Origin of the sequence: Gluconobacter japonicus, from assembly GCF_015244665.1 — a bacterium.
Classification (GTDB): domain Bacteria; phylum Pseudomonadota; class Alphaproteobacteria; order Acetobacterales; family Acetobacteraceae; genus Gluconobacter; species Gluconobacter japonicus.
Window position 1 is genome coordinate 440,574 of sequence record NZ_JABCQN010000002.1, and the last position, 26,349, is coordinate 466,922.

23 protein-coding genes are annotated in these 26,349 nt (G+C 54.2%); 15 read left to right on the forward strand and 8 right to left on the reverse strand.

The features are described 5' to 3' along the window. The first annotated feature begins 58 nt into the window (after positions 1 to 58). The 4 genes from HKD32_RS05470 (at position 59) to HKD32_RS05485 (ending at position 3,542) form a co-directional block, all read left to right on the forward strand. Entirely contained in the window at positions 59 to 397 is a 339-nt protein-coding gene (locus HKD32_RS05470) for a P-II family nitrogen regulator (RefSeq protein WP_194257655.1), read from the forward strand. Beyond that, positions 397 to 1,740, forward strand: a complete 1,344-nt coding sequence (locus HKD32_RS05475; protein WP_194257656.1) for an ammonium transporter — start codon at positions 397 to 399, stop codon at positions 1,738 to 1,740. The genes HKD32_RS05470 and HKD32_RS05475 overlap by 1 nt, the downstream gene beginning before the upstream one ends. A gap of 68 nt (positions 1,741 to 1,808) precedes the next feature. Beyond that, complete coding sequence (locus tag HKD32_RS05480; protein WP_194257657.1) at positions 1,809 to 2,339, forward strand: hypothetical protein; 531 nt, start codon at positions 1,809 to 1,811, stop codon at positions 2,337 to 2,339. Positions 2,340 to 2,555: 216 nt separating this feature from the next. Further along, positions 2,556 to 3,542 carry a hypothetical protein gene (locus HKD32_RS05485; protein WP_062025724.1) on the forward strand — a complete coding sequence of 329 codons (987 nt, stop codon included), beginning with the start codon at positions 2,556 to 2,558 and terminating at the stop codon, positions 3,540 to 3,542. 1 nt (position 3,543) lies between these two features. On the opposite strand, the gene HKD32_RS05490 is transcribed toward HKD32_RS05485, so the two are convergent. Beyond that, positions 3,544 to 4,329 carry a meso-2,3-butanediol dehydrogenase gene (locus tag HKD32_RS05490; RefSeq protein ID WP_194257658.1) on the reverse strand — a complete coding sequence of 262 codons (786 nt, stop codon included), beginning with the start codon at positions 4,327 to 4,329 and terminating at the stop codon, positions 3,544 to 3,546. A gap of 72 nt (positions 4,330 to 4,401) precedes the next feature. Here HKD32_RS05490 and HKD32_RS05495 point away from each other — a divergent pair, with 72 nt between their 5' ends. Both HKD32_RS05495 and HKD32_RS05500 read left to right on the forward strand, forming a co-directional pair. After that, positions 4,402 to 4,680, forward strand: coding sequence for a helix-hairpin-helix domain-containing protein (locus HKD32_RS05495; protein WP_194257659.1), 279 nt, complete (start codon positions 4,402 to 4,404; stop codon positions 4,678 to 4,680). Between the two features lie 297 nt (positions 4,681 to 4,977). Further along, entirely contained in the window at positions 4,978 to 7,722 is a 2,745-nt protein-coding gene (locus HKD32_RS05500; protein ID WP_194257660.1) for a class I SAM-dependent methyltransferase, read from the forward strand. Positions 7,723 to 7,853: 131 nt separating this feature from the next. Here HKD32_RS05500 and HKD32_RS05505 read toward each other — a convergent pair whose 3' ends face one another. Together HKD32_RS05505 and HKD32_RS05510 are read right to left on the reverse strand one after the other, a co-directional pair. Then, positions 7,854 to 8,753: a retroviral-like aspartic protease family protein gene (locus HKD32_RS05505; protein ID WP_194257661.1), complete on the reverse strand. Its 900-nt coding sequence runs from the start codon at positions 8,751 to 8,753 to the stop codon at positions 7,854 to 7,856. Further along, positions 8,750 to 9,700, reverse strand: a complete 951-nt coding sequence (locus HKD32_RS05510; protein WP_194257662.1) for a tyrosine recombinase XerC — start codon at positions 9,698 to 9,700, stop codon at positions 8,750 to 8,752. The genes HKD32_RS05505 and HKD32_RS05510 overlap by 4 nt, the downstream gene beginning before the upstream one ends. Positions 9,701 to 9,733: 33 nt before the next feature. On the opposite strand from HKD32_RS05510, the gene HKD32_RS05515 reads away from it, so the two are divergent. Both HKD32_RS05515 and HKD32_RS05520 read left to right on the forward strand, forming a co-directional pair. Continuing rightward, a complete protein-coding gene (locus tag HKD32_RS05515) occupies positions 9,734 to 11,974 on the forward strand; it encodes a primosomal protein N' (protein ID WP_194257663.1) in 2,241 nt (746 codons plus the stop codon). A 109-nt stretch (positions 11,975 to 12,083) separates the two neighbouring features. Then, on the forward strand, positions 12,084 to 14,285 hold the full coding sequence (locus HKD32_RS05520) for a TonB-dependent siderophore receptor (protein WP_228118787.1): 2,202 nt from the start codon (positions 12,084 to 12,086) through the stop codon (positions 14,283 to 14,285). A 48-nt stretch (positions 14,286 to 14,333) separates the two neighbouring features. Here the strand turns inward: HKD32_RS05520 and HKD32_RS05525 are convergent, their stop codons facing one another. The 3 genes from HKD32_RS05525 to ykgO form a co-directional block, all read right to left on the reverse strand. Next, positions 14,334 to 14,564 carry a hypothetical protein gene (locus HKD32_RS05525; protein ID WP_010504142.1) on the reverse strand — a complete coding sequence of 77 codons (231 nt, stop codon included), beginning with the start codon at positions 14,562 to 14,564 and terminating at the stop codon, positions 14,334 to 14,336. Positions 14,565 to 14,628: 64 nt separating this feature from the next. Next, the gene (locus HKD32_RS05530) at positions 14,629 to 15,282 is read right to left on the reverse strand and encodes a tetratricopeptide repeat protein (RefSeq protein WP_228118788.1); all 654 of its coding nucleotides are present in this window, start codon (positions 15,280 to 15,282) and stop codon (positions 14,629 to 14,631) included. Between the two features lie 17 nt (positions 15,283 to 15,299). Continuing rightward, the gene (ykgO, locus tag HKD32_RS05535) at positions 15,300 to 15,425 is read right to left on the reverse strand and encodes a type B 50S ribosomal protein L36 (protein ID WP_007281615.1); all 126 of its coding nucleotides are present in this window, start codon (positions 15,423 to 15,425) and stop codon (positions 15,300 to 15,302) included. A 217-nt stretch (positions 15,426 to 15,642) separates the two neighbouring features. Between ykgO and HKD32_RS05540 the strand changes: the two genes are divergently transcribed. The 5 genes from HKD32_RS05540 to HKD32_RS05560 all read left to right on the forward strand — a co-directional run bounded on the left by HKD32_RS05540 (position 15,643) and on the right by HKD32_RS05560 (position 20,721). Then, positions 15,643 to 16,056 carry a hypothetical protein gene (locus HKD32_RS05540; protein ID WP_194257665.1) on the forward strand — a complete coding sequence of 138 codons (414 nt, stop codon included), beginning with the start codon at positions 15,643 to 15,645 and terminating at the stop codon, positions 16,054 to 16,056. Positions 16,057 to 16,233: 177 nt separating this feature from the next. Continuing rightward, complete coding sequence (locus tag HKD32_RS05545; RefSeq protein WP_061931927.1) at positions 16,234 to 18,243, forward strand: FUSC family protein; 2,010 nt, start codon at positions 16,234 to 16,236, stop codon at positions 18,241 to 18,243. Next, positions 18,237 to 18,437, forward strand: a complete 201-nt coding sequence (locus tag HKD32_RS05550; RefSeq protein WP_010504136.1) for a DUF1656 domain-containing protein — start codon at positions 18,237 to 18,239, stop codon at positions 18,435 to 18,437. The genes HKD32_RS05545 and HKD32_RS05550 overlap by 7 nt, the downstream gene beginning before the upstream one ends. 16 nt (positions 18,438 to 18,453) lie before the next feature. After that, positions 18,454 to 19,404, forward strand: a complete 951-nt coding sequence (locus tag HKD32_RS05555) for an efflux RND transporter periplasmic adaptor subunit (protein WP_034880664.1) — start codon at positions 18,454 to 18,456, stop codon at positions 19,402 to 19,404. Positions 19,405 to 19,533: 129 nt separating this feature from the next. Continuing rightward, positions 19,534 to 20,721: a lipase family protein gene (locus HKD32_RS05560; protein WP_061931928.1), complete on the forward strand. Its 1,188-nt coding sequence runs from the start codon at positions 19,534 to 19,536 to the stop codon at positions 20,719 to 20,721. A 36-nt stretch (positions 20,722 to 20,757) separates the two neighbouring features. On the opposite strand, the gene HKD32_RS05565 is transcribed toward HKD32_RS05560, so the two are convergent. Beyond that, positions 20,758 to 21,873: a CDP-glycerol glycerophosphotransferase family protein gene (locus HKD32_RS05565; RefSeq protein WP_061931930.1), complete on the reverse strand. Its 1,116-nt coding sequence runs from the start codon at positions 21,871 to 21,873 to the stop codon at positions 20,758 to 20,760. Between the two features lie 228 nt (positions 21,874 to 22,101). Between HKD32_RS05565 and HKD32_RS05570 the strand changes: the two genes are divergently transcribed. Then, on the forward strand, positions 22,102 to 23,415 hold the full coding sequence (locus tag HKD32_RS05570) for a lipopolysaccharide biosynthesis protein (protein WP_062503861.1): 1,314 nt from the start codon (positions 22,102 to 22,104) through the stop codon (positions 23,413 to 23,415). A gap of 40 nt (positions 23,416 to 23,455) precedes the next feature. Here the strand turns inward: HKD32_RS05570 and HKD32_RS05575 are convergent, their stop codons facing one another. Further along, positions 23,456 to 25,567 (reverse strand): S9 family peptidase, encoded by a 2,112-nt coding sequence (locus tag HKD32_RS05575; protein WP_408870749.1) that lies wholly within the window; start codon positions 25,565 to 25,567, stop codon positions 23,456 to 23,458. Positions 25,568 to 25,800: 233 nt separating this feature from the next. Between HKD32_RS05575 and HKD32_RS05580 the strand changes: the two genes are divergently transcribed. After that, a complete protein-coding gene (locus HKD32_RS05580) occupies positions 25,801 to 26,283 on the forward strand; it encodes a hypothetical protein (protein WP_023943831.1) in 483 nt (160 codons plus the stop codon). Positions 26,284 to 26,349: the final 66 nt, after the last annotated feature.

Genomic DNA, 26,349 nt, shown 5'->3' on the forward strand with positions numbered 1-26,349 from the left:
TACAATCTGGGCCATACTGACCGTCAGTCTGCTGATACCCAACGAGGATATGCCGTTCGTGAAGCTCGTCACCGCCATTATCAAACCCTTCAAGCTTGACGATGTCCGGGAGGCGTTGACGCCGCTGGGCGTGCAAGGTTTGACCGTCACAGAAGTCAAAGGTTTTGGTCGTCAGAAAGGCCAGACGGAAATTTATCGTGGGGCCGAATACCACGTCAGTTTCCTGCCGAAGCTCAAGATCGAAGTTGCTGTATCGGATTCTGTCGTGGAAGACGTCATTGAGGCGATCATGACCGCTGCTCGGACGGGCAAGATTGGTGATGGCAAGATCATGGTCTCCAACCTGGATCAGCTTATCCGTATCCGCACGGGAGAGACCGGGGAGGGCGCTCTGTGATGAAGGGCTCCTGTCTTTCACTCATGGCAGCGGCGGCTCTGCTGCCTGCTTCTGCCATGGCTGCGGATGCTCCGGCTGCCATTGATACGGGTGACACGTCCTGGATGCTGGTCAGTACGGCGCTTGTGCTGATGATGACCGTTCCGGGGCTGGCGTTGTTCTATGGCGGTATGGTGCGCAAGAAGAACGTTCTTGCCACGCTGATCCAGTCTTTCGCCATCTGCTGCATTGCCAGCCTCGTCTGGATGGTTGCGGGTTACAGTCTCGCTTTCTCGAATGGTACACCATGGATTGGTGATCTGTCCCGGGCCCTCCTGAACGGTGTGGCTTCGAACTTCCATAATGGTGTAGATTCTGCGTTTACATTGGGCGCTGGGACTGCGGCCGCTGTGCCGATGACGATCCCCGAGAGCGTCTATATGATGTTCCAGATGACGTTTGCCGTCATCACGCCAGCGCTGATTACAGGTGCTTACGCGGAACGCATGAAGTTCTCGTCCATGTGTGTTTTCACCATTCTCTGGCTGCTTGTGGTATACGCCCCTGTGGCTCACTGGGTCTGGAGCCCGACGGGCTGGGTTGCTGGTCTCGGTGCCGTGGATTTTGCAGGCGGTACAGTCGTTCACATCAACTCCGGTGTGGCGGGCCTGGTCTGTGCGTATGTTCTGGGCAAGCGTCGTGGCGTTGGTACGGATGACATGTCTCCGTTTAATCTGACCTACGCCATTATTGGTGCATCCCTGCTTTGGGTTGGCTGGTTTGGCTTCAATGCCGGGTCTGCTCTGGGTGCGAATGGCCGTGCGGGCATGGCCATGCTGACGACGCAGCTTGCGGCCGCTGCAGGTGGCGTGGCCTGGATGGTCGTGGAATGGGCACGGACCGGAAAGCCAACAGCTCTGGGTATCATTTCCGGTGTTGTGGCTGGTCTGGTCGCGATTACGCCGGCGGCTGGGTTCGTTCTTCCGGGTGGTGCCGTCGTGATCGGTCTGATCGCGGGTGCGGTCTGCTTCTGGAGTGCGACGTGGCTCAAGCATACGCTAGGCTATGATGACAGCCTTGACGCCTTTGGTGTCCATGGAACAGGCGGGATCATTGGTGCGCTTCTGACGGGCCTTCTGGCTTACGGACCGCTTTCTGCGACGGATGCAAACCCGACGGGAACGGTTGGGGGCCTGTCGCAGCTTCTGGCGCAGGCCGAAGCGGTCTGCGTGACGATTGTCTGGTGTGTTATCATGACGTTCGTGATCCTGAAGATTCTGGATCGCGTCATGGGGCTGCGCGTTTCTGCAGAAGAGGAACTTGAAGGCCTCGACATGACCATGCATGGTGAGCGTATCAACTGAGCGTAGTCACTGGCGTTTCCGGGCCGGGAGGCTACGACCTTCCGGTTGACAGACAAGGATGTTTTTTCATGGTTTCCAACCGTTTGCTGTCCCGCCTAACCTTCGCCACTGTTCTGGCGGCCGGGCTCGCTACTGTTCCTGCTCACGCGATGACGGCCAAGGAATGTCACGCTGCTTTCCAGGCCGCCAAGAAGGGCGGTACGCTGAATGGCCAGAGCTACAAGGCTTTCAAGGCTGCAAGCTGTGGTACGGAAACACCGGATGCAACGCCTGAGGCTGCCGCTCCGGCTTCTGCGGCCACGGCTCCCACGACGACGGTGCCTGTTACGACAGGCAAGGCGAACCCGCCTGACTCTTCTGTTGCGGGGACCAAGGCTCCGATTGAATCCAAGACTGTGCCGGTTACGTCTGGGAATGTAGTGTTCCCAACGGCGATATCTTCTCAGTTCTCCAGCCTGACACCTGGCAAGGCCCGCATGAAGACCTGCGTGGCGCAGTACAATGCCAACAAGGCAACGGGGAAGAACGGGAACCTCAAATGGATACAGAAGGGCGGCGGATACTGGTCCCAGTGCAATAGCCGTCTCAAGGGCGAATAAGTCTTCTGAGCTTTGATATGTTTGAAAGCCTTCGATCCTGATCTGGATTGGAGGCTTTTTTATGAGGGTCGCTCTGTTTCGTTCAATATTCAGTCTGCTGTCGCAAGGTGGTTAAAACGGAGAAAGACATCAGCAAAAAAGACTGAGGGGACAGATGGCCCCAGAGTTGATGACGTATTGGAAATATTGAGTGTGTTGCCCGGAAGGCCACAGCCCATGAAGAAACTGGTTCTTGCTCTTCTTGTGTCCTCAGGGCTGTTTATTGAATCCGCGCAGGCGGAAAATTCTGTCGAGTGTGTGACTGCACCAATTCTTTTGCCTCTTCTGGGAGGGCAAGGCGATGCGCCGCTGATCCCCGTGACCATCAATGGTAAACCGGCTGCAATGTATGTCAGTCCCGCATTTGATTATATTTACATTCGCAACTCTGGGGACGTCCAATTTCCGCAGGCCGATGAAGACGCGAGGGTCATTATCAACGGGACCTATCAGGAACGGGCTTATCACTCCAAAATCTCTGAGCTTGTTCTGGACGGTGTAGCGCTCAAAGATGTGGATGCTGTTCTGCTAGAGCGGCCAACAGCACAAAGCGTGGATGGCAGGCCGATTGTTGGAGTGTTGGGGCGGGCCGCGCTTTCCCGTCTTTCGGTTTTGATAGACATTCCCAAGCGGAAGTTTGCCTATCTTGAGTTTAGCCGCGACGCTGCCTGTAAGGGGGCAATAGACACCTTCCTTGGGGAAGAGAGTCGCTCTCTATATATGGAAGATGATTTTACAGTTCATCTACGGATTGGCGGTAAGAAAAGGCACGTCAGCTTTAATCCTGATCTGACGTACACGACGTTTCCATCCGCCTGGATTTCCTCTCTGAAAGACAGTCTCTCAGGGTTGGGTGAGCAGAAAAAATTCACGCATTATGATGGCTTTATGAGTGTCGGGCAGGTGGCGACGGTCAGCAATATGACAATGGGTGGTCTTTCCATTGAAGACGAGAAGGTTCTTTTTCAGGACGATGTTCAGATTGGCAGTCTGGGATTGCCGTTTTTCGAGAACAAGATTGTTCTCTGGAACCTGCGTGAAAACAGAATGTATTTTACGCTCTCAAATGACCAGCCGCCGCTTCCCAAAGGCAGGAATCTACATTTTTTCTCAACGCATTCAGGCAACGTCTCCGTGCAGAACAAGCGCGGAGACGTGGAGTAAATCAGTTCATAGGGAAGGGAGGTTGCCCGTTTGATGCGGTCACGCCTCCATCAACTGGCATGATGAGGCCCGTAATGTAAGCAGCATCATCGCTGGCAAGAAAGGTGATGGCTGCGGCCATGTCTTCTGGCTCGCCCAGACGTTGCAGAGGAATCCGGTCCTCAACACGTTTAACAAAAGCAGCGTCTTTCACGGCCTCTGCTGTCATGGCAGTCCGGGTTACAGACGGGCAGATGGCATTGATGCGGACGCCGTCTTTACCATGATCCATTGCGAGAACGCGGGTCAGGTTCACGACGCCGCCTTTGGCCACGTCATAATAGGCCGTATTCCAGTCGCCGCGCATACCCGAAACAGAAGCCGTATTGACGATATTGCCTTTGCTTTTGATGAGGAGTGGCAGGAAAGTCCGGCTGACATTCAGGGTGCCGGTCAATGTGGTGGCGCAGACCGTCTCCCAGGCGGATAGATCGCCATCCAGCACAGTCCCCATTGTTGTGACGCCGGCATTATTCACCAGGACATCAAGTGTTCCAAAGGTTTGTTGTGTGAAGGTGAGAAGTGCTTCAACCTGTTTGGGTTGGGAAATATCAGTTAGGGAAGCCGTCGCTTTTGCCGGGTCAAGAGACGTCATGACATCATTCAGTTTGTCTTCGTCCCGATCAACCAGAAGAACATGTGCCCCTTCTTCCAGAAAGCGGAGAGCGGTTGCGTGCCCAATCCCGGATGCTGCCCCTGTTACAAGGACTTTTCGATCCGTGAAACGTGATAACCCGTGAAGTGCCATGAATGATGTCCTTTTGTTGCTAGGACATTAAGGTGTCAGTGAGAGCATGGTTGCCTGAAGAGGAGCCTAAGGATGAGCGATCTTGCGAAACTGAAGAATGTAGGTAAGGCAGCATTGGCTGATTTTGCTGTTCTCGGAGTAACATCAACAGCGCAACTGGCGGCGTGTGAAGCAGATGATCTTTACGTGAAACTGTGTGCGCTCACCGGGCAGAGGCATGATCCCTGCGTACATGACGTTTTTGCCGCGACCATCCATGAGGCTCGGACAGGAGAAGCTCTGGATTGGTGGGTCTTCACGCCATCCCGTAAAGAACGGATGAAAGCAGGGAAGTTCTGGACTTGGGATTAAATATAAAATTCGTCCCTTAAAATATAATATTAAACAATTATTTTTATTTGTAAAATATAAATATTAAAAAATATTTTTAGAATTATTTAAAGTGTAAAGTAAGAAATTGTTTTTATAGTGGTGAATATAAAATTTTTTGCAGTATTTTAGGGTGGATATTACTGGAATGGGGTATTTTATTTTTCGAATGAGAGCTGTGAATTTTTGGTAGGCCTACGGTGACAGTGAGGGTCTTACTTTGAGAAAGAAGCTAGTGTAGAAACTTTTCTAATAATGTAAGAATACCTCGAGGAAATTATGAACGAAACCTATATAAATTTGGCCCCAGCGATCCAAGATAAATATTATATTACTCACCCAGGCCCATGGGCAGGACATATCCCATTTGCATATTGGATTGTGAGTGTCATAAAACCAAAAATAATTGTCGAGTTGGGGACCTATAAAGGAAATTCATACTTTAATTTTTGTCATGCAGTGCAAAAAAATTATTTAAAAACAAAAACATATGCCATAGATACTTGGAATGGAGATGTCCAGAGTGGTTTCTACGGAGAAAATATTTTTTCTTTAGTTAATCAATACAATAACGAAAATTTCTCGGGGTTTTCGACTCTGATAAGGTCAACCTTTGATGATGCGTTAGGAAAATTCGAAGATGGCAGTATAGATCTTCTGCATATAGATGGCCTTCATACTTATGAATCTGTAAAAAATGATTTTACAAAATGGCTCCCAAAGATGTCTTCATCTGGGGTTGTTCTTCTTCATGACATTGCAGTCTATACGGGAAATTTTGGTGTTTGGAAATTTTTTGAAGATTTAAAAAGAAAATATCCGACGTTCTGGTTTAATCATAGCAATGGGTTGGGTGTTGTTATGGTTGGTTCTGATGTGAACCCGGATCTTTACTCCTTGGTCTCCTCTTTGGAAAATAATGGCTCATGGAAAGAGGCTACAGCGGCTTTTTCCAATCTTGGAAAATTCTGTGAATTGGAAAGTCAGAAAATCGGAGAAGGATATAATAAAAATCTCGAAAATACCATGGAATATAAGAATAGTACTGTTGAATTGTTGCGTGGTGCACTGACGGTTCAGAAGAATTTTAGTCTAGCTAGAAAGGAGCTAGAGGGGTTTAAAAATCATATTAATCATCTCCAACGTGAGATTGGTAGGCAAGATTCTGAACTTCATCAAAAAATGATTCACATAAATAATCTGAATCAGCATATAGAAAATATTAACGGTATTCTCTCTCAAAAAGATGCTGATATAAATATTTATAAAACGTCTACAAGCTGGAAATTTTCAGCGCCTTTACGGGGTGCTGGAATTTTTATTAGAAAATTAAAGACATTTTCGAGTCTAATATCTAGAGGTAAGGTAAAATTAATTAAAAAAATACTTAACGAGAAAATAAATCCAATTTCTTCTCGAAAAGAACCGAAGCAGGAAATGGAAAATTTATTTTCTATTATGGTTATTGCTACGCCTCATACACTTTATGTGGCAAATTTAATTGCCAGCTCACTGACTTCGTTGGGTTTTGATGTTGGCGTTCAAACCGAGATGCCTAAAGATTTTACATCACGGCTATATTTTGTTGTTTGTGCTCAAATGTTTCAAAATCTGCCACCTGCGGATCGCCGTATTTGCGTACAGCTTGAGCAGACGACTATGTCACGGTGGTTTACAGAAAAATATATTGATGTCCTGAATGCGTCGCTTGCCGTCATCGAATATACGAATTCTGGAATCAAATTTCTTGATGGAATGGGGATTTCATATCCCAAAGTTTATTATGCTCAGATTGGAGCTCTTCCCGATTATATTAATTATGTAAAAAATCACGGCATTCAGCTTTCTTCGGAAGAAAAAGAATATGACGTTCTTTTCTATGGAGACGCCAATAACATAAGGCGTAATAAAATTCTTGAAGCTGTGGGTAAGAATTTTAATGTTAAGGTTGTTAGTAATCTATTCGGCGCTGATTTGTATCGGGAAATTTTAAAGGCTCGGGTGTGTCTTAATATTCATTATTATGAAGATTCAGCCTTGGAAAGTACGAGAGTATTTGAAGCTCTTTCTCTCGGGATACCTGTTGTTTCAGAAGTGTCCAATGATCAAGGTGATTATGATTTTTCCCAATACGGCGAAAGCATATCTTTTGTTGATTTAGGGGATTGTGATGCAATCGTTTCGTCAATTCAGGAAATGATTTCAAAAGAAGTGACGGTCGATCCTAGTGCAAACAGAAATTCCGGGGGGGAATTTCATTTTTATATCAGTCGGATCATGCTGGCCCTCGGATTTATTGATTTCCGACGCTTCTATAGCCAGAGCAACAGAACGAAAATTGATTCCAATAAAATCGTGCTGAGTATGCCTGAAACTTTCGAGCGTCACGCCTTTGCAAAAAAGAAACAGAACGGTGAAATATTCTGTTTCTCTGGACTGCGTGCTACCCCAGGTTGGGTGGGTGCCGCTTATAGTTTTAAATATTTGGCAAAAAAACTTTTGGAGTCAGATTGTGAGTTCGTTCTTATTCATGAAGACGATGCCGTTTTTTCTGACGTAACAGCTGACGAAATATTTGAATTTGCAATCCGGATATATCGCGAAAAATGCCAGTGGGATGTTTTTTCTGCATTTATATCTGACCTTCATCCAGATGCAAGAGTATCATCAATATTTGAATTTGATAAAATGGAATGCGCTCTTATCGATAAAATGGTTGGCATGGTTTGTAATGTATACAGCAGGAAGAGTTTGGAAATAATAGCCCAGTGGGATGAAAAAAATCTTGATATTGAATCCAATACCATTGATCGATATTTGGAGAATATTGAAGATTTGAAAATTGTTACAACGTTTCCATTTCTTGTAGGTCATAATGATATGGCGAATTCGAGTATGTGGGGCGTTAAAAATTATTCGATGAGAGGTATGATCAATAAGAGTCAAGATCTTCTTTTTGAAAAGATGTGGTTTAAAAAAATACAGAATATTGTCGATAATGACGAGGGAATTATCAATAAATAATTCATGTTACATATCTGATTTTTAATATTTTTCGGTAAAATAATCAGATATGTAACTCTTTATAGTTAGGGTGTCTGAGTAATGTGGCACGCTGGCAAAAGAAATCATTTCTTTATGATTTAGCTAACGGACTAGCGAACAAAAATCTGGCTTGTCGCATACGACAGCCAGATGTCATGCTTGGCAAACCAGTCTGATCCCAGAAGCATATCTGTTTGATCGTGGACTGGGGCTACGGTCAGAACCGGGTTTTCCCAGACCGTGCCTCCCATGGAGAAGCGTTTAAATCGGTGCCAGTGGTAGCGGCGTTCATGCAGATCCACTCCGGCTGTCGTGCCGCCGGGGTCGAGAGCCAGAAGTTCGTCCGTGAGACCCAGCCGATAAGCGAAATCCGTACTGATGATATGCGAGCGTGCACCGCTATCCAGCAGGGCGGTGCCGTGGGTGCCATCCAGGGTGAACGTGACCATCATGCGCCCGTCAATGACGCGGGCAGGCACGGTGTTCCATTTGCCTTTCCATGATGGCGCAAGCTGGCAGTCTGAGGAACTGGGCAGGATTTTCCAGAAGATGAGCTGCTGATGTGGTACATCGAATTCCAGATCGTATCCGTCCAGAACATCCGCTCCTAAAAGTCCCAGAATGGGTGGGCGAATCATGGGGGAGCCGGGGAGAGACCCTACGGGCATGGAGCCAGCCCCCAGTGCGAGTTTGCCAAGACGCAGATCGGCGATGCGGCTGTTCGGGACCAGTCGGGGAGCCCCATTTGGTCCCTGCATGACGGTATGGCGGTTCTGGTCCTGCGGCAGGCGGAGCGTCCTGATTCCTTCAGGCGTCATCAGGCTTCCCTGTGAGCCTGTATCCACAATCATGGAGGCAGCCTGGCCGTTGATCTGAACAGGAACACTCAGATAACCGCCATCATTACGAAGAGGGAGGACTGTGGCCTGGGTCATGCGACAGGTTCCGGCATTCGCATATCCGGTTACCGCCAGGAGAGATGTCAGAAAGCTGCCGATCAGTCGTTTCATTTCTGCTCCGCCCGTGGATGTGCCTTGCGCCAGACGTCCAGCAGATGCTTTTCGTCCGCCAGCGTATATGCCTGGGTGGTGGAAAGGCTGGCGTGGCCCATGAGTTCCTGAATGGCGCGCAAATCTGCGCCGCCTTCCATCAGATGGGTTGCAAAGGAGTGGCGCAGCGCATGAGGGGTAGCGGAATCCGGCAGGCCTTCGCCTTTACGCCATTCCCGCATGGCGCGTTGGGCGACACCGGGGTTCAGGCGCCCCCCGCGCGTGCCGCAAAATAAGGGAGCATCGGGGGAGGGAGATGGATGGGCGGCTTTCCATGTCTCCAATGTCTCGCGCACGGCGGGAAGGAGGGGAACGAGGCGTTCTTTCCCGCCCTTACCGACAACCCGGAGCATGTTTTCACCAGCGTTTGAAAGATCCCGCACGTCCAGGGCGAGGGCCTCGCCAATGCGTAATCCGGTGCCGTAAAGCAGCGTGAAAAGGGCTTTGTTCCTGAGGGCGGCGGCGCTGGTGTAGGCGTCGTCGGAAATCCCTTCGGGAGCGGCGAGAGCCTGTTCCTGCCCAAGGGGGCGGGGAAGACGTTTTTTCAGGCGCGGTGTGGCCAGAAGTCCGGGAGCGGGATTTGATATATCGAACCGGACGGCCAGATAGCGGTAAAACGACCGCAAGGCCGACACGCGGCGGGCTCTGGATCGAGCGCGGGAGTCTGCGTTCGTGGCGCGACGTGTAGGTTTTTCGCTGCGGGCGGTTTCATGGGCCAGCCAGGCGCGCAAATCGGCCAGAGACAGTTTGGCGAGGGATGTCAGATCAACGTCCCCGCCAAGGTGCTGCTCGAAAAAGGCCAGTGCCAGAACAATATCGTGCCGGTAAGCTTCGACTGTTCGCAGGCTGGAGCGCCGTTCATGGGTCAGCCATTCGGTCCAGTCGCGCAATGCGTCATGGGCCATCATGGCATTTCGGGCTCAGGGAGGTTAGACACAGGCATGGCATCCAGCAGCCTACCCAAGCCTGACCTCTGGCGAAAGCCACCCCCCACCGGAACGCGCGTTTCGGTGCTCGTTCCGCTGCCTTTTCCGGGGCCGCTGGACTATTTGGCACCCATACCGCTTCAGCCAGGCGATCTGGTTGCGGTTCCGTTGGGAAAGCGGGAGATCGTTGGATGCGTCTGGGACACCACCACCACGGTTCCGGCTGATTTCGCGACAGCACCTGCGCGTGAAGTTCCACTATCCCGCCTGCGTCCCGTAGTTGAAAAGCTGGATGTACGCCCTTTGCCGGGGAGTCTGCGGCGGTTCATCGACTGGGTGGCAGCCTATACGCTGACGCCGCCGGGGCTGGTTCTGGCTATGGCGACCCGGATTCACCTGAAAGATGCGCCCAAACCTGCTCTTGGTTGGGTTCGGACTGAGCAGCCCGAAGATGGTCTGCGTGTGACGCCAGCACGTCGCGCTGTTCTCGATGTGGCATCCAGCACGGCGATGACGACATCCGATCTTGCGGCGGCCAGCGGAGCCAGTTCCGCCGTTATCAGAGGGCTTGCGACGGCTGGTCTGTTGCGGGAGGCCGTGATTTCGGTGGCGGCACCTTTCGCGACACCTGACCCAAGCCATGGCGCGCCGCGTCTTTCTGACGAGCAGGCAGAGGTTGCACAGCAGCTTTGCCGTCCGGTGGAAGAGCAGCGCTTTGACGTGACCCTGCTTGAGGGCGTGACAGGGTCTGGCAAGACGGAAGTGTATTTTGAGGCTGTGGCGGCCTGTCTGGCTCAAGGAAAGCAGGTTCTGGTCCTGTTGCCGGAAATCGCCCTGTCAGCGCAGTGGACTGATCGGTTTATCCGTCGCTTTGGTGCGGAACCGGCTGTCTGGCACTCCGATCTCGGGGCCAAGCGTCGGCGTGAAACATGGCGTGCTGTTGCTGATGGCACGGCACGCGTTGTGGTTGGCGCAAGGTCAGCCCTGTTCCTGCCGTTTGAAAATCTGGGCCTTGTCGTGGTGGACGAGGAGCATGAAACTGCCTTCAAGCAGGAAGAGGGCGTCATGTATCATGGGCGGGATATGGCTGTCGTCCGTGCCCGTTTGGCCAACGCGCCCGCTATTCTCGTGTCTGCCACGCCGTCTCTGGAGACGTTGGCGAACGTCGAAGGTGGTCGTTATCACCATGAGCTTCTGACTGCCCGGCATGGTGGCGCGACAATGCCGGACGTGTCTCTGGTCGATATGCGGTCTGACCCGCCGGAACGGGGATTGTTTCTGTCTCCGGTGCTCTGCACCGCCATTGATGAAACGCTGAAGAATGGGGAGCAGGCGATGCTGTTCCTCAATCGCCGTGGCTACGCGCCCCTGACGCTCTGTCGCGCCTGCGGGCATCGGATGCAGTGTCCTAACTGTTCCACCTGGCTGGTGGAACATCGGGCGCGCGGTATCCTGACCTGCCATCACTGCGGTCATACCGAGAGCATTCCGTCAGACTGTCCGCAATGCCATGCTGAACATTCTCTGGTGCCGATCGGGCCGGGGATCGAGCGCATTACGGAAGAAGCAAAACTGCGTTTTCCGGAGGCGAAGATCCTTGTCATGTCTTCGGATACGCTCGGGTCTCCGGCTGCAACGGCGGAGGCAGTGCGGAAGATCACGGATGGCGAGGTCAATCTCATCATCGGAACCCAGATCGTCGCCAAGGGCTGGCACTTCCCCAAGCTGACGCTCGTAGGTGTGGTGGATGCCGATCTGGGGCTGGGGGGTGGTGACCTGCGGGCCGCAGAACGCACCGTTCAGCTTCTGCATCAGGTCGCGGGGCGCGCGGGTCGTGCGGAACGTCCGGGCCGTGTGCTGCTTCAAAGCTATGTGGGTGAGCATCCGGTCATGACGGCGCTCGTCTCGAATGATTTCCAGACCTTCATGGAGCAGGAAGCGGAGCAGAGACGTCCGTCTTTCTGGCCGCCTTATGGGCGGCTGGCGGCGCTGATTGTCAGCGCTGCGACAGCGGATGCGGCGGATGCGCTGGCAAAGGAAATCGCGTTTGCCGCACCGGAGCGGGAAGGGGTTCAGGTTCTGGGGCCAGCGCCTGCACCGCTGGCTGTTTTGCGCGGGCGGCACCGGCGCCGGTTGTTGCTGCGGACCATGCGAGGAATTGCTGTTCAGCCGATTTTGCGAGACTGGCTGAAAGACATCAGGCCCAAAGGAAGTGCCAAGATCGATATTGATATCGATCCCATCTCGTTTCTCTGAAGCGTTGATAACGACAATCCGGATTATGACAAACAAAGTCTGGGTGCTTGTTTTTATTAAGAATGACTCGCATTAGCATCAAATCCTTACTCTCTGAGATGCGAATCAAATGAGCCCTACAACAGCCAGCCTTGGTCGGAGTGTGTTTCGTTGCACTCAGCCAATGGCGTTGATGATCGTTTCCCAGTTGTTGCTGTCTTCTTCCGCCAGTGCAGGCTCGTTGGTGGAGAAACCGGAAAAGCAGAAAAGCGCCTCTGCACCCCACGCTCGTAAAAACAGCCCTTCTGCTGCGGCCAGGCGCAGAAAGCAGGATATTGTCACGGTGGTTGGGCAGCAGCAGGCTGCTTCTGTCAGTGCCGCCAAGATGGCCATTCCGTTTTTGGAAAACCCTCAGATCATTTCCGTTGTTTCCCGCAAACTGATGGACGAGCAGAATGTCATCCGTCTTTCGGATGCGCTGCAAAACGTAGCAGGCGTGTCCCATGCGGACAGCTACGGCCTGTATGACAGTATTCGTGTGCGTGGTTTCAGCACATCCGGCATGACCTATCTCGATGGTATGAAAACCATCGACAGCCTTTCCATGAACGAAACTGTGGGCCTGTCCCGCATGGAAGTCATTAAAGGGCCGGCTTCGGGCCTGTTTGGGCAGGGGCCGCTCTCCGGCATGGTCAACATGGTCAGCAAGAGGCCGGTAGACAGTAATTTTGCCACCTTCACGGCTCAGGGTGGATCTTGGTCGTATTATGAAGGGCGCGCGGATATCAACAGGAAGCTGACATCCAATGGGATGATTACAGCCCGGGTGAATGCCGTTTACCGAAAGCAGGATTACTTCGTTCGCGCCTCGGATATGGAGACGCTTTACATCGCGCCATCCATTTCAATTCGTCCGACAGATCATACCGATCTGACGCTCCTGTTTCGCTATAATCGCACGAGCGGTCACCCTTATACGGCGATTCCGGCGTATGGAACGGTTCTGCCGTCTCCTTGGGGAAAACTACCCAGGGATTTTGCCATAACCGATGTTGAAAACCCTGCCCAGCAGCGACAGACCTACGTTCATCTGGGCTACATGTTTGATCACAAGTTCAATGAGAACATCGGCTTCCATCAAGGGTTTCGGTATCAGGTTTACCGTCAGACCTACAACAGATGGCTGTTTGCAACGACGGGGTTCTCGAACGATCTCTCACAGGTTGGTCGTTACTACTATGGACCGTATAATAATCATGGAACTGACGTCCGAATTGATACGAATGTTAATTTCAAATTCCATACAACACACCTGATTTCGCATTACGTTCTGGTCGGGACCGACTATGGTCAGAATGGGACCAATTCCACCACCGGCTTTGCAACCACAACAAATCTCAATCTCGCAAATCCGGTCTATGGGGATGTTCCCGACTATGCGAGCAGCGGTGTCATTTCCAAAACACGTCAGGATCAGTTCGGGGCCTATATTCAGGACCATATGAAAATTGGCCGTCAGGTTGCGGTGACATTTGGTGTGCGCTGGGATCGTGCGACCAGTGGTCGTGGCGGGAACAATCCGCCAACGACGGCTTTCAGCCCGCACGCGGGCATTACCTGGGCCTTTACGGACTGGATGTCTGCATACTTCAACTGGTCCAAGGCGTTTCTTCCAACGACGTCTGTTGATTATCAGCAGAAGATCCTGCCGCCACAGAGGGGAACGGATTACGAGGTGGGTCTCAAAGCGCAGACGCGAAACGGTGTTCTGACAGGGATGGCGACCCTTTTCGATCTGGCGCGGACAAATGTCGCGACAACAGATCCCCTCCATCCGCTTTACTCAATTGCCCAGGGTGAGCAGAGGAGCAAAGGGTTTGAACTGGAAGGCAATCTCAGAATTCTCCCAACCTGGACTGCCAATATTGCGTACACTTATCTCGATACCAAAATCACCAAAGACAATCGGCTTCTGCCCAATGGCGGAACTCTGTGGCTTGCGGGCGTTCCGCACCATATTTTCAATATCTGGACAAAGTATTCCATCCCGTCAGGGATGCTGAAGGGGCTTGGTATTGGGGCGGGTGTGCATTTTGAAGGGTCTAGTCCAGCCGATAACTATACGCCACGCGATCCCGTCTATGGCCTGACGTATAAAACGTCTGCCTATGCTCTGGTCAATCTGGCGGCGTATTATGAAAGAGGGTCCTGGAGCGCTCAGATCAACGTGCAGAATGCAGCCGACAAGCGATACTTCCCATCAGCCTCTTTAAGCCGAACGGTTGTCGGAACCCCAAGGACAATCATGGGCGGTCTGACAAAGCGATTCTGAAGAGGGTTCTGGCCAGAGTGCCGGTGTGGAGTCTGGCCAGAGAAAGGTTCAGCCTTTCCGGTTACGGAAGAACTGGATGGTCGCGGCCACGACAGAAATAACAGCCAGAGCCTGCTGGAAATAGGGGCGAAAACGTTTCGGGCCAATGGTCGCCATGGCGGTCATGCCTGCAAGGCCGATTTCGCGGGCACGACCGGCATGCTTGCAACAGGCTTTAACTTTGCTGCAGCAGCCCGTTTTAGCGGGGACCTGTTCAACGGGAACGGTTTTGGTCTTCATGAAAATCCTCCTGAATAGAGTGAATCAGGGAATGAACGCTGACGAATACAAGAGGTTGTGTCCGTCAGTCTTCCTGTCCGTCTTTCTCTTTCTGAAGGATCTTGAGCTGCTTGTCTGCATCCGGGGCGTGTGGATCAAGGAGCATCATCTGCTTGTAGGCCCGTAGGGCAGCGTCAGGCTCGTGTCGGTCCCGCTCAGCTTCTGCCAACATGCCCCATGCGGTGGTATCTCCGGGATCAGCCTGAATCACGACGCCCAGATCGGAAATCGCTCCATTATTGTCTCCAGCGGCGGACCGGATGGCGGCGCGGTAACGTCGCAGGATGGTCTGATCGGGCTGGAGAGTGATGGCGGACGTCAGATCATCTTCGGCGGACTGAAAATCATGCTTGCCGAGAGCATCCTGCGAATCGGTCAGAAGCATCCGCACCGCTCCGGTCAGGCTGCGGTTCCGCAATGTTTCCGCCTGATCGGCGAGTTTGCGCGCGTCCTTGTCGTTTCCAGCGAGAGCGAGAGCCTTTTCCGTTTCAACAAGCCGTTCCTGAACGGTCTTGTGGTGCGGATGTGCCTTGCTGGAATCGGTTTTTACGGGCGATGGGGAGTGTGTCTGACCTGCAAGCGCGGGGGCAGGAGGAGCAACCGGCGCTGCAGAGGCAGAAAATACTGGAGTACAAAGCAGAACGGCGCCAGCCATCAGGCAGCGCCGTTCAGTTGTCATCCAGCGGATCAAGGCAATTAGCCCTGACGTGCCTTCATGCGCGGGTTCTTCTTGTTGATGATGTAAACGCGTCCACGACGGCGGACAACGCGGCAGTCCTTGTCGCGGACCTTTGCGGACTTCAGGCTGTTGCGGATCTTCATGATGTTTCCAGGCTCTCGACTGTGTGGTCCATGATGGACCGGATAGCGGGCCGGAACGCCCGCAAAAGGATGGCCCCGCTTACCGATGGTCCGTCAGTGAGTCAAGGACAACTGCGTTCCGAAGCGCGGAAAAGCTACGGCAAAGGGTTCTGCAACGGTGTGTGACTACCGGGCCAGAAGGCTTGTCCCGAGATTATTTTCCCCTAATCATGCCGTCATGATCAAGCGTCGCTTTGTGGCCACCCTGCTTCTGGCCGTCCCGCTCGCCTTTCCGGTTCTGGCTCATGCCGAAGATGGAGGGGCCAAAACCAACGATGATGATCCGTCGATCAATGCTTTGGGGATCGGAGTTAACCAGATCCTCAAGGTTTTGCAGGTTCATCCTGATTCTGCGAGTGACGCCTGTATCAATGCGCTCAAAGAGATGCATGCGGCGCAGGATCAGTTGAGCAAGGAAGAAGGACACGAAAACAATCAGGACGTTGATGTGGCGCGTGACGTTACGGCGTCCAGCATGGAAGACGTGACCACTATCTGCGGAACAGATGCTCGGACGCTGTGTCGGGATTCTGCCGGACAGAACCCAACGCTGGCCGCTGCCTGTCGTGGTCTTCCGCACGAAGAGGAGTGATGGCGCCGGATCTTGGCCGACATCACAATACGGCGATAAATTTCGTCAAATCATGTCATGCGCATTCAGGGGCTAACCATTATAGTATTGGAGGAGTAGGGTTTTCGGTCTGAGTTGATGACAGGAACTGCAAGACTGCTCCGGAATGACCCGTTTGCCAGGCAGGGATAGCCCTTCTTGACCACTGTACTTCAGTCGGTCTTCCGTCCGGGATGGATCCAGTTCAGCCTTAGAACCTGGATTGCGTTGGTCGTAGCATTGGCTACGGCCTTCTGGGCTCAGGTTGATACACCTGCGGGCGCCGGTGTGACCGTTATGATTCTTGCCCAGCCTTTGCGGGGGCAGGCTCTTTCCAAGGCGCTCTATCGCTTTCTCGGGACGTTGCTGGGCGTAGGCGTCTCTATCCTGCTGATTTCCATGTTCAGCCAGGACCGTGGGCTGTTCCTTGGTGGTGTTGCTCTGTGGATGGCCGGATGTGCCTTTGTCGGCACTCTGGAGCGGGACTTTCGAGCCTATGGCGCCCTGCTGGCCGGGTACATGGTGGCGCTTGTTGCCGTCGCCAGTGTTGATAGTCCCCAGAACATCTATCATGTCAGCGTGGCCCGAGCGTCCACCGTGGCAATCGGTGTGGCTTCTGTAGCGGTCGTCAACCTGCTGTCCGGCTCGCCTCAGGCCTGGCGAAATCTTGCACGGGGATTACAGAATCTGGGCCAAAGAATCCGTGGGCTGAGTCATGCGGCGATTATGGGGGATCCCCCTCCTTCGGCGCAGGGCACCACGGCGCTTGCTTCCGAAATCCTGTCTTTGATGACCCAGATTTCCTATGCGCGGACAGAGCTTGATCGCAGCCGTCTGCGTATGGCGGGTGCTAAACTCAGCATTATCGGCATGCTGACCGTTTTGACATGCAGTCGTGCCATTTCCACGCTTCTGAAGGAAGGCGGCGTAACGGAGGTCATGGTGCGCTATGTCCGTCAGTGGCATGAGCGTGTTGAAGACGGCACGAACCGGCAGGAAACAATGGGAACGATCCTGTCCAATATTCGGAAGGAAGATCCCGAATATTTTCCGACAGCTCGGGATGCCTGGTTTCTGGAACGTGCGGCGACGCTGCTGAGTAACCGGCTCCATATTCGTACGGGTATCAGCACGCTCATGAAGGCTACTCCGGCTGGAGAGGCTCTCAAGCTCGCAACCCTGGCCAATAATACGGATTACATTACAGCCTTCATCAACAGTATGCGGGTGCTGATCGGTTTCAGTTTTGTCGCCGCTTTCTGTATCGGGACAAGTCTTCCTGCTTCGGCCACAGCCCTGTCTCAGTGTGCGCTGGTGCTTGTTCTGGCGTCGTCATCTCTTGATACGGCGCAGTTCGGCAAAGGTGCGATGATCGGAACGCCGCTTGGTATTGTGGCTGCGGCTTTTCTGTCCTTCTGGGTTTTGCCTTACGTCTATACATTGCAGGGGCTCGCGTTTGTTCTGCTGCCCCAGACGGTTATTGCCTGTCTGCTACTCATGAACCCGAAGACCTCAGCCATAGGTTTCCACTACGGTGCATTCTTCCTTGTGTTCGTAGGGCTGGGCAACCACCACAGCTATGACCCGGAAGCCTTCATCGAACGCAACACCTTTTATTTCATCTCCGCGGTCCTGTCCTTCATTCTGCTGGTTCTGCTGTGGCCACCCACGGCGCGGCGGCATCGTTTCCGGATTGCCGTGGCCATTTCCTCCGATCTGGAGTCCCAGCTTGGCGGCCATGGTGAGGCGATGGGGCCAGCCCTTCTGAGCCGGAAATATGATCGACTGAGCCAGCTTCTGCTCTGGACGAAGCGTCTCCCTAAAGGAGGGACAGCGTCCGAGCATGTTTTTGAACGTCTCGTGGCGCTGGAAGATCTGTCCAGCACGATTGCCCGTGTGAGGCTGTATCTCGATCAGGCTGCCCGTATGCCGTCCTTGCGACATCTTGTCCGTCCCGCCCGCAAGGCTCTGGCGCGGGACAGTCTTGGCGTTCTGGAGCGTGAGCTGGCGGATATGACGCAGGAATTTCTTGATCGTCTCCGCCTTGGGGCGCCCAGTGAGGAAATCCTGATCATCAACTGTGTTGGTGGACTTGAAGCCGTCCGCGTCATGCTTTTGCGGAACCGGACGGCTGTTCATCATTATGGAATAGGACGCAAACGATGGTGATGACACAGGTCGTAGACCTTGGGGGTTTGCTCGTCTCCGCGTTTGTCGTCAATCTGGCCCTGTCACTTCTGACGCTGGCCATTCTCCGCTGGCTCATGGGCTGGTTCGATCTCTGGCGTTTCGTCTGGGATCCGCCATTGGCCCAGTTCGGCATCCTTATCTGCCTTCTCGGGCTTTACACCCTGATCCTCTGATACAAGGCCGTTTCCAGTGCTCTCCAGTGCCCATCGTCTGATCCGCCTGACCATTACCATCTCCATCCTTGTGGTGGCTGCTGTCGTGGTGGTCATCCTGTGGGACTACTACACGGCCTCTCCCTGGACCCGGAACGGACAGGTGCGTGTGCAGGTCGCCAATATTGCGCCGCGTGTTTCCGGGCAGATTTTGCATGTGAACGTCCATGACAACCAGCCCGTCCATCGGGGAGATGTTCTGTACGAAATTGATCCGTTCGACTTTCAGGTGGCTGTGGATGCTGCCAAGGCGAAGGTGGCGGAACGCAAGGCGGATATGGAGTTCAAGGAAGTTCAGTCTGAGTGGCGCAAGGCTATTCCAGGCGTGGCTGTCTCCAAGGAAGAGAAGAAGCAGTACGTTGCTCTCGCCCAGCAGGCAGCAGCGCAATACGCTTCAGCACAGGCGGAATTGCGGCAGGCCGAAATCAATCTGGACCGTACGAAGGTCCGGAGTTCTCTGGACGGGATCGTCACGAACCTGATCATGCGTCCGGGTGATTTCGCTACGGCGGGTACAGTGAACATGCACGTCATTGATACGAGTTCATACTGGATTGACGGGTATTTCGAGGAAACCAAGGTTCATGATCTGGATGAGGGTGATCTCGTCCGTATGGATCTGATGGGCTACCATGACCCTCTCTACGGGCATATCGAGAGCATCACGCGGGGTATCGCCAGCAACAATGCTCTTGTGAACGAGCAGGGCTTGCCGACGGTCGATCCTGTTTATACTTGGGTGCGGCTGGCACAACGTATTCCGGTGCGCGTGAAAATCGACAAACTGCCGGATGATCTGACACTTGCTGCAGGCATGACAGCGACGGTCACGGTTGTGTCTGAATCGGGAAACCGCCGCCATCGCTCCACACAGGATGCGTTCCAGCATTTCGGGGACGATATCCGGCATCTTTTTGGTCATAAGTAGCGGATTGTCTTGTGATTTTCACAATCCATCTTCTGTTTCAGCCGTTAACATACCGGACAGAAAATCGGATATCTGAAAACGGGGCGGCAGGTAGCTTGCCCTGATTTTACAAACTGAGAAGGAAGAATTGTGCACGCATCCCTTTCTTGCCGGACACTGGGCTTCGCGCTGAGTGGTCTGTGCCTTGTCGCTGCCTTCTCAACGGCTGAAGCCGCTGCGACGGATAAAGCCCGCAAAGCCGGAGCACTTGTCAGTTCAGGCCCTCTGGCGGACGCATTGAGTCTTCCGGATGCGGGGAAATCCCTGCGGATTACCTATCTTTCGACGGATGGTGTGACGGGGAAAGGGCTCGTGCCCGTGACGGCTGAGGTGATTGTTCCTGCGGGGGAAGCTCCTGCCGGTGGCTGGCCAATTGTCGCCTGGGCGCATGGGACCGTGGGCAACGATGATAGCTGCGCCCCCTCCCTAAATCCTTACAGTGCCCGCAACACACAATATCTTTCGGAATGGATGAAGCGCGGCTTCGCCATTGTCGCGACAGACTATCAGGGTTTGGGAACGCCGGGTGTTCATCCGTATCTGAACACGCGGGCCGAAGCTTACAGTGTTTTGGATTCCGTCCGCGCTGCACTGAAATCGGTTCCGGGTCTCCAGAACAAGATCATGATCGTTGGTCAGTCTCAGGGTGGTGGGGCTGCTTTCGCTTCCGCAGCTTTCGCTCCTGCCTACGCGCCGGACCTCAACATCCGTGGAACTGTTGCAACGGGTATCCCGTACCTGACGCCGGAAATCCTGTCGGGCATGCTTGCGGAAGCTGGTAAGGCGCAGGGCTATAGTCCTCTTGTGGCTTATACCCTGCTGATCGGATCGTCCTACGCTGGCCTGAACCCGCATTTCCGTCCAGAAGAGGCGTTTACGCCCAAGGCCATGCCAGCTTTTAAGGCGGCAGAAACGTCATGCCTGACTGGTCTGTCTGATCTGGCAGAGAAAGATGGCCTGACGCTGGCAAATGCACTTCAGCCAACCTATGCCCAAGCCATGTCTCCGGCCCTGAAGGGCATGATGTATCCGACGCTGAAGCTGGCACAGCCTCTCTTTGTTGGTACGGGCACCGCTGATGAAGACGTGCCGACGCAGTTGCAGGCTGGTCTGGTCAAGGCAGCTTGTGCGGCTGGAACTGTGGTACAGGCGCATCTGTACAAGGGGCTGGATCATTCCCAGACGGTGAATGCGTCTCTGCCGGATTCCGCGGCCTTTACCAAGGCGGTTATGGCGGGTGAGCCTGTGACGCCGCAGTGCACGCCAATTCCACAATAATGTCTTTAGCCCCGGATGTTCGCCATCCGGGGTTTTTCATGCGTCCGACATGAAGCCGACAATCGCCTCTGCAGCACGCTGTGATGCGCCAAGCAGAGGCTCCCCAAACGTTTCCTGAAACAGCTTTTCCTGAGCGGGCCTGTAGAGTGCGTGGCGTTCCTGCGCCTGCGCCACGGCTGTCATGATATCTGCCGGATCATCCACGACATCGCCTAACGTCCAGTGCAGGAAATAGGGATCATCCCGCCACGGTATCCGTCGTGGGTTTAGAAAGATGCACGGGCGCGGTATCGCCAGAAACTCGTAAACCTGACTGCTGACATCCCCGATATAGAGAGCGGCCTGGGACGTGTAAGTCATGTCCAGCATGGCGTCCGAGCCAGTATCGACCAGAACATCCGTGCTCTGTTGCCGCTTGAGCTGACGTTCCCGGATGCCGAAACCCTTGTGGAACATCTTGATATGCGGGGCCACAACCAGATTGTAGTCGGTCTGTGCCTTAAACCCCTTGATGAGAGGGGTCATGCAGGCCGGTGCCGATGTTAGCGCACGCTGATAATGCGGATTGTAGAGCGCGAATGGTCGGCCATCCGGGAATGAGATGGCGTTCTCTTTGCGAACGGCTTCAAAGACGTCGAACTTCGGGTAGCCCACGATCTGGGACGCACCCGTCTGGAACAGGCCCTTGTCCCGGAAATACGTCTCCACCTTCGGGCCCGGAACGAGCGTCAGATCAAACTCCCGTACGAGATGTTCGTCATTGACGTATCTGTCGCCCGCACCGTGCATCAGGAGGACAAGTTTCGGCCCTTTCAGCCCCATTTCCTTTAGAACACCGGCTGTATATTCCGTCGCGACCACAACGTCATACTGGTTCAGTTCAGCCACGTTTTCACGCAGAACCAGCAGTCGTTCCTGATCGAGACGCCGGGCCTTCTTTAGTGCTTTTGCTTTCCATGATTTGGGAAAAGCCCTGAGCGGAAGAGCTGGGACACCAAGAGCCCGACGGATACGGCTTAGATGGGTCACGGTCTCGGGGAAACTGTAGTATTCCGTGACCTCACAGCCGGGAATGGCGGCAAGAGCGCTGGCGACAGAGGCGGTGTGATAGCACTGATACGGTTCGGCAATGTAGATGAAGGCGATATTCATGGTCGTCTGTTGCGTCCTGACGTCACCGCGACCTGCGGCTTATGCCCGGAATGACGTGTGCGGAAAGCGAAAGCCAGACCGGGTGCGAATGTCTTTGAAGCGCTTCAAAGACATGGAATATGGCCTCGTTCATAATCCTCGCCCTCTGACTGTCAAGGAATCGGGCCTGAGGCGAAGATATGGCTTCCGGCATGGACACCCGGGGGGCTTTGTGGTCAGAAAGCCCGCATGTCCGCCGAACACTCCGTTTTCAGATCCATCTTCCGAAATGTCAGTGTTCTCACCGTCGGCCGTGTCGTCAACGCGCTGTGCAGCTTCGTCTACATTGCGTTTACGGTACGGGCGCTGGGCCTGTCTGACTTCGGACTGCTGATCCTCATTCATTCCCTGGCCTCTACGGGGTCTGTGCTGTCGCGTATGCAGTCCTGGCAGACGCTCATCCGGTTCGGCAGTGATGCGTTTACGAAAAACGATACGGATCTGCTGCGAAAGGTGGTTCACTTCTGTATTCGGCTGGATACGCTGTCTGCTGCTTTTGCCATTCTGTTCGGGCTGATTGCCGTACAGGTTTATGGCGTCACGGCGCAATGGTCGCGGCATGTGCGGTTTCTGGCGGATCTGTATGTGATTGTAAGCCCGCTCATGTATTCGGGTTGGGCGAATGGCATCCTGCGAATGGCAGGAAAATTCCATCTTGTTCCCATCATCGATACCTGTGCAGCTGTTGTAAAAACGCTTGGCGTTCTGCTGGGATATGTCCTGCATCTGAAGCTGGGATATTTTTTGGCGATGTGGGCGCTCGCCATCATCATCGACTACGGATTTTACTTCTATTACGCGATGGACATCCTGCGGCAGAAGTTCAGGTTCCGCTATTTCCAGGCCTACCGGAGCTGGCGCTGGCAGATTCCCGGTATGTGGCAGTTCACCCGCGCAGCCAGTGTGAACCAGACGCTCGGCAATATTTCCGGGCATGTAGCGACGCTTCTGGTGGGTAATGGCCTTGGTCCGGCGGAGGCTGCTGTTTTCCGCGTCTGCCGTCAGATCGCAGACGGGATCGTCACACCTGCCCAGCTCATCTCGCCGGTGCTGTACCCGGAACTGGTCAAGATGCGGGACAAGCAGGACTGGAAGGGCCTCAAGCGCGTCACATGGAAGATGTTTGGTGTGCTGACGGCACTGTCATTGTTGCTTCTGCTGCTCTCTGCCGTGTTTGGCTCAAAGATTTTCAGGCTGATGTTACACGTCCATGTGCATCACACATCGCTCTATATTTCCATCATGCTGATGGCCGCGGTCTTCAGTCTGCTGGTCATTCCGCTGGAGCCCCTGCTGATCGTCGTGGGGCACGTGAAGTTCCTGATGACCAGCCGGACGGCTATTATGGCCATCTATTTCCCAGCCCTTTACGTGCTGACCATGCAGTTCGGATTGGCGGGTGCGTGCCTGACAACAGCAGCCTGCAACGCGGCCATTTTGCTCTCACGGTTTGCAGGTGTCTGGATATTCGGGGGGCGGATCGGGAAACCGAAGCCGGAGTGAGGTCTGGCCCATGTTTTGGTATGGGCCAGACCGTTATCTGTTAGCGCAGAGGCGCGCGGTCCATGGCCCAGATGGCAAAAGCCTGCACCAGCGCGACTTCTTCCAGCCGCTTGAAGCGCCCGGATGATCCGCCATGGCCTGCATCCATGTTGATGCGGCACAGGAACGGGCCGCCTGAGGCGACTTCACGCAGCTTGGCAATCCATTTCGCGGGCTCCCAATACGTGACGCGTGGGTCGGAAAGGCCACCCATGGCGAGAATAGGCGGGTAAGGCCGTGCCTGAATATTGTCGTAAGGCGAATAGCTGGCGATGAGGTCGTAGGCGTCCTCGTCTTCCAGCGGGTTTCCCCATTCCGGCCATTCTGGTGGCGTGAGGGGCAGGGACGTGTCGGACATGGTGTTGAGCATGTCCACGAACGGCACCTGCGCGGCGATCCCGGCAAAAAGATCCGGCGCCATATTGGCGACAGCCCCCATCAGCAGACCACCCGCCGAGCCACCATGGGCCACGATGCGGCCTGCGGAGCCGTAACCTTGCTTCACCAGATAGTTCGCTGACGCGATGAAGTCCGTGAAGGTATTGGGCTTGGTTTTGCCGCGCCCTTGCAGGAACCAGTTCCAGCCCTTTTCCGAGCCGCCACGAATGTGGGCGATGGCATACACCCAGCCGCGGTCCACAAGGCTGAAAACCGTCGTGGAGAAGCTGGCGTCCATGGCAATGCCGTATGAGCCGTAACCGTAAAGCAGCAGGGGGGCGGACCCATCCAGAACCTGTCCCTTACGCATCAGGACCGTCACGGGAATCTGCTCCCCGTCAGGTGCAGTCGCGAACAGACGGCGTGTTTCGTATTTTTCCGGATCATGCCCCGAGGGAACGTCACGAACCTTCTGGAGTGTGCGTTCTCCGGTGGCCAGATCGTAGTCATACCAGTGCGCCGGTGTTGTCGGGGACTGATAGACGTACCGCAAAACCGAGCCTTCATATTCGAGAACGCCCTGAAGCGTCAGATCGTAAGCCGGTTCATCCATGCCAATGGTCACAGCCTGACTGCGAACATCCCCGCTGACGCCAGCTTTCACCACGCGGATATGAACATTGCCGTCCTTTCGCTCTGACCAGGCCAGATAATTGCGGGATGCGGTTGCACCCAGAATATAGTGCCCTTCCAGATACGGCACGAATGGTGCCCAGTTCTCTCGTCCGGTGGCCGTGTCAGGCGTCTGCATGAGCTGGAAGTCGACAGCACCGCCGGCATTGGTGAGGATGATGAAACGGTCATTCCAGTGGGTGAAAGAATAACGCTCGCCACGGATCAGGGAAGCGGCCACGACTGGCAGGGCGGTCGGGTTAGAGGCTGGGATCAGCAGCGTTTCGTTCGTGTCATGGTCGCCGCGTTCGATGACAATCCACTTGCGGGACGCGCTGGTGCCGATGCTCAGGAAGAAGCCGGGGTCGGTTTCATCAAAGACCAGAACATCTTCGCCCCCCGTCAGCGGACGGCGGTAGATCCGGGATGGGCGGCCGTTGTCGTCCCGGAAGATCCAGAACAGCCATGCGCTGTCTGGCGAAATGGCGAAGCTGCCAGTCGTGCTTTCAACCGGTGCGGCGCAAAGCTCACCGCTCTCCAGATCCTTGACCTGGATGCGATAGACTTCTGATCCCTGCACGTCTTCCGAATATACGAAGTAGCGATGATTGGCGGAGTGAGCTGTTCCGCCGAGGGCGTAGTAATCGAATTCTTTGGCGCGGGCATCCACATCAAGGAGAACCTGCTCGTCCCCACCGTCGCGCGGGCGGCGTGCCCGAAGCGGATGCTGGGCGCCATCTTCAAAGCGGCTGTAGTAGGCCCATGGGCCATCCGGGACAGGCACGGATTCTTCAGCCGGCGGGATGCGCCCGATCATTTCCTGCAGAAGTTCTTTGCGGAGCGGCTCCATACCGGCCAGCACGCTCTCGGCGTAGGCGTTTTCAGCCTTGAGGTGCTCGGTAATATCCGGGCGCAGAACGGACGGATCACGCAGAACCTGCTGCCAGTTCTCATCCTTCATCCAGGCATAGGAATCGGTGCGGGTCCGGCCAAGCTGCGTGGTTGAGAAAGGCTCCTTTTGGGGAGCGGGCGGAACGGGGAAGGGGTGCTGCGTTTCTGACATGCCTGAAACCTTGGCGCAGAAATGCGGATGACTCAATCCGGCAGGAGGACGGTAATATTCAAAGCTGGATCAGAGAGGACGGTATCGGGAAAAATAATCGGAAAAGAAACCGGAAGGCTTCTCAGGTGTTCTTTATGCAACGGCGGATGATCTTTCAGGCCGGGGCTTGTCTCCGGGAGGTTGGGTCTCAGTAGCCGTCATGTAATCATATCAGACATGGAAAGATTTCCTCCATGAATACCAATAAGTATTTTGCCGCTTTCGCTGCTCTTGGTCTGGCTTTCTCTGGTGCTGCTGTTGCCCAGACGGCGCCACAGCCGGGTCAGCCGATTGTTCCGCCGGGAACTCAGGCCGTTATCACGCCAAACCATGTGCAGGCCGTGGGTGGCATCAATGGTGTTGCAACCGCAGCAACGCCGGGCACGCTGGGTGAAAACGGCATGCCGTCCATTGACAGCGCACAGGCTGGCAATGTGGCAGGTCTGACGTCCTATTGTATCCACAAGAAGCTGTCTCTGGGTACGGCTCCGCGTTCTGCGTCCCGCACGCTGGCCAAGCGCCCGGATGTGCAGAACGACCAGTATTACTCACTGGGTGGTCGCGGCCTTCTCCAGACTAGCACGAACACGCCTTTCGATATTTCCACGCTGCCGAAAGACAAACAGGTTCTGGTCTGCCGTGATCTCTTCAAAAAGGCCCAGAGCCTCAACAACTGAGACTTCTGAGTTTTCGTCCTGAAAAAGCCCCGGGGGTTATCCTCCGGGGCTTTTTTCGTTTCTGGT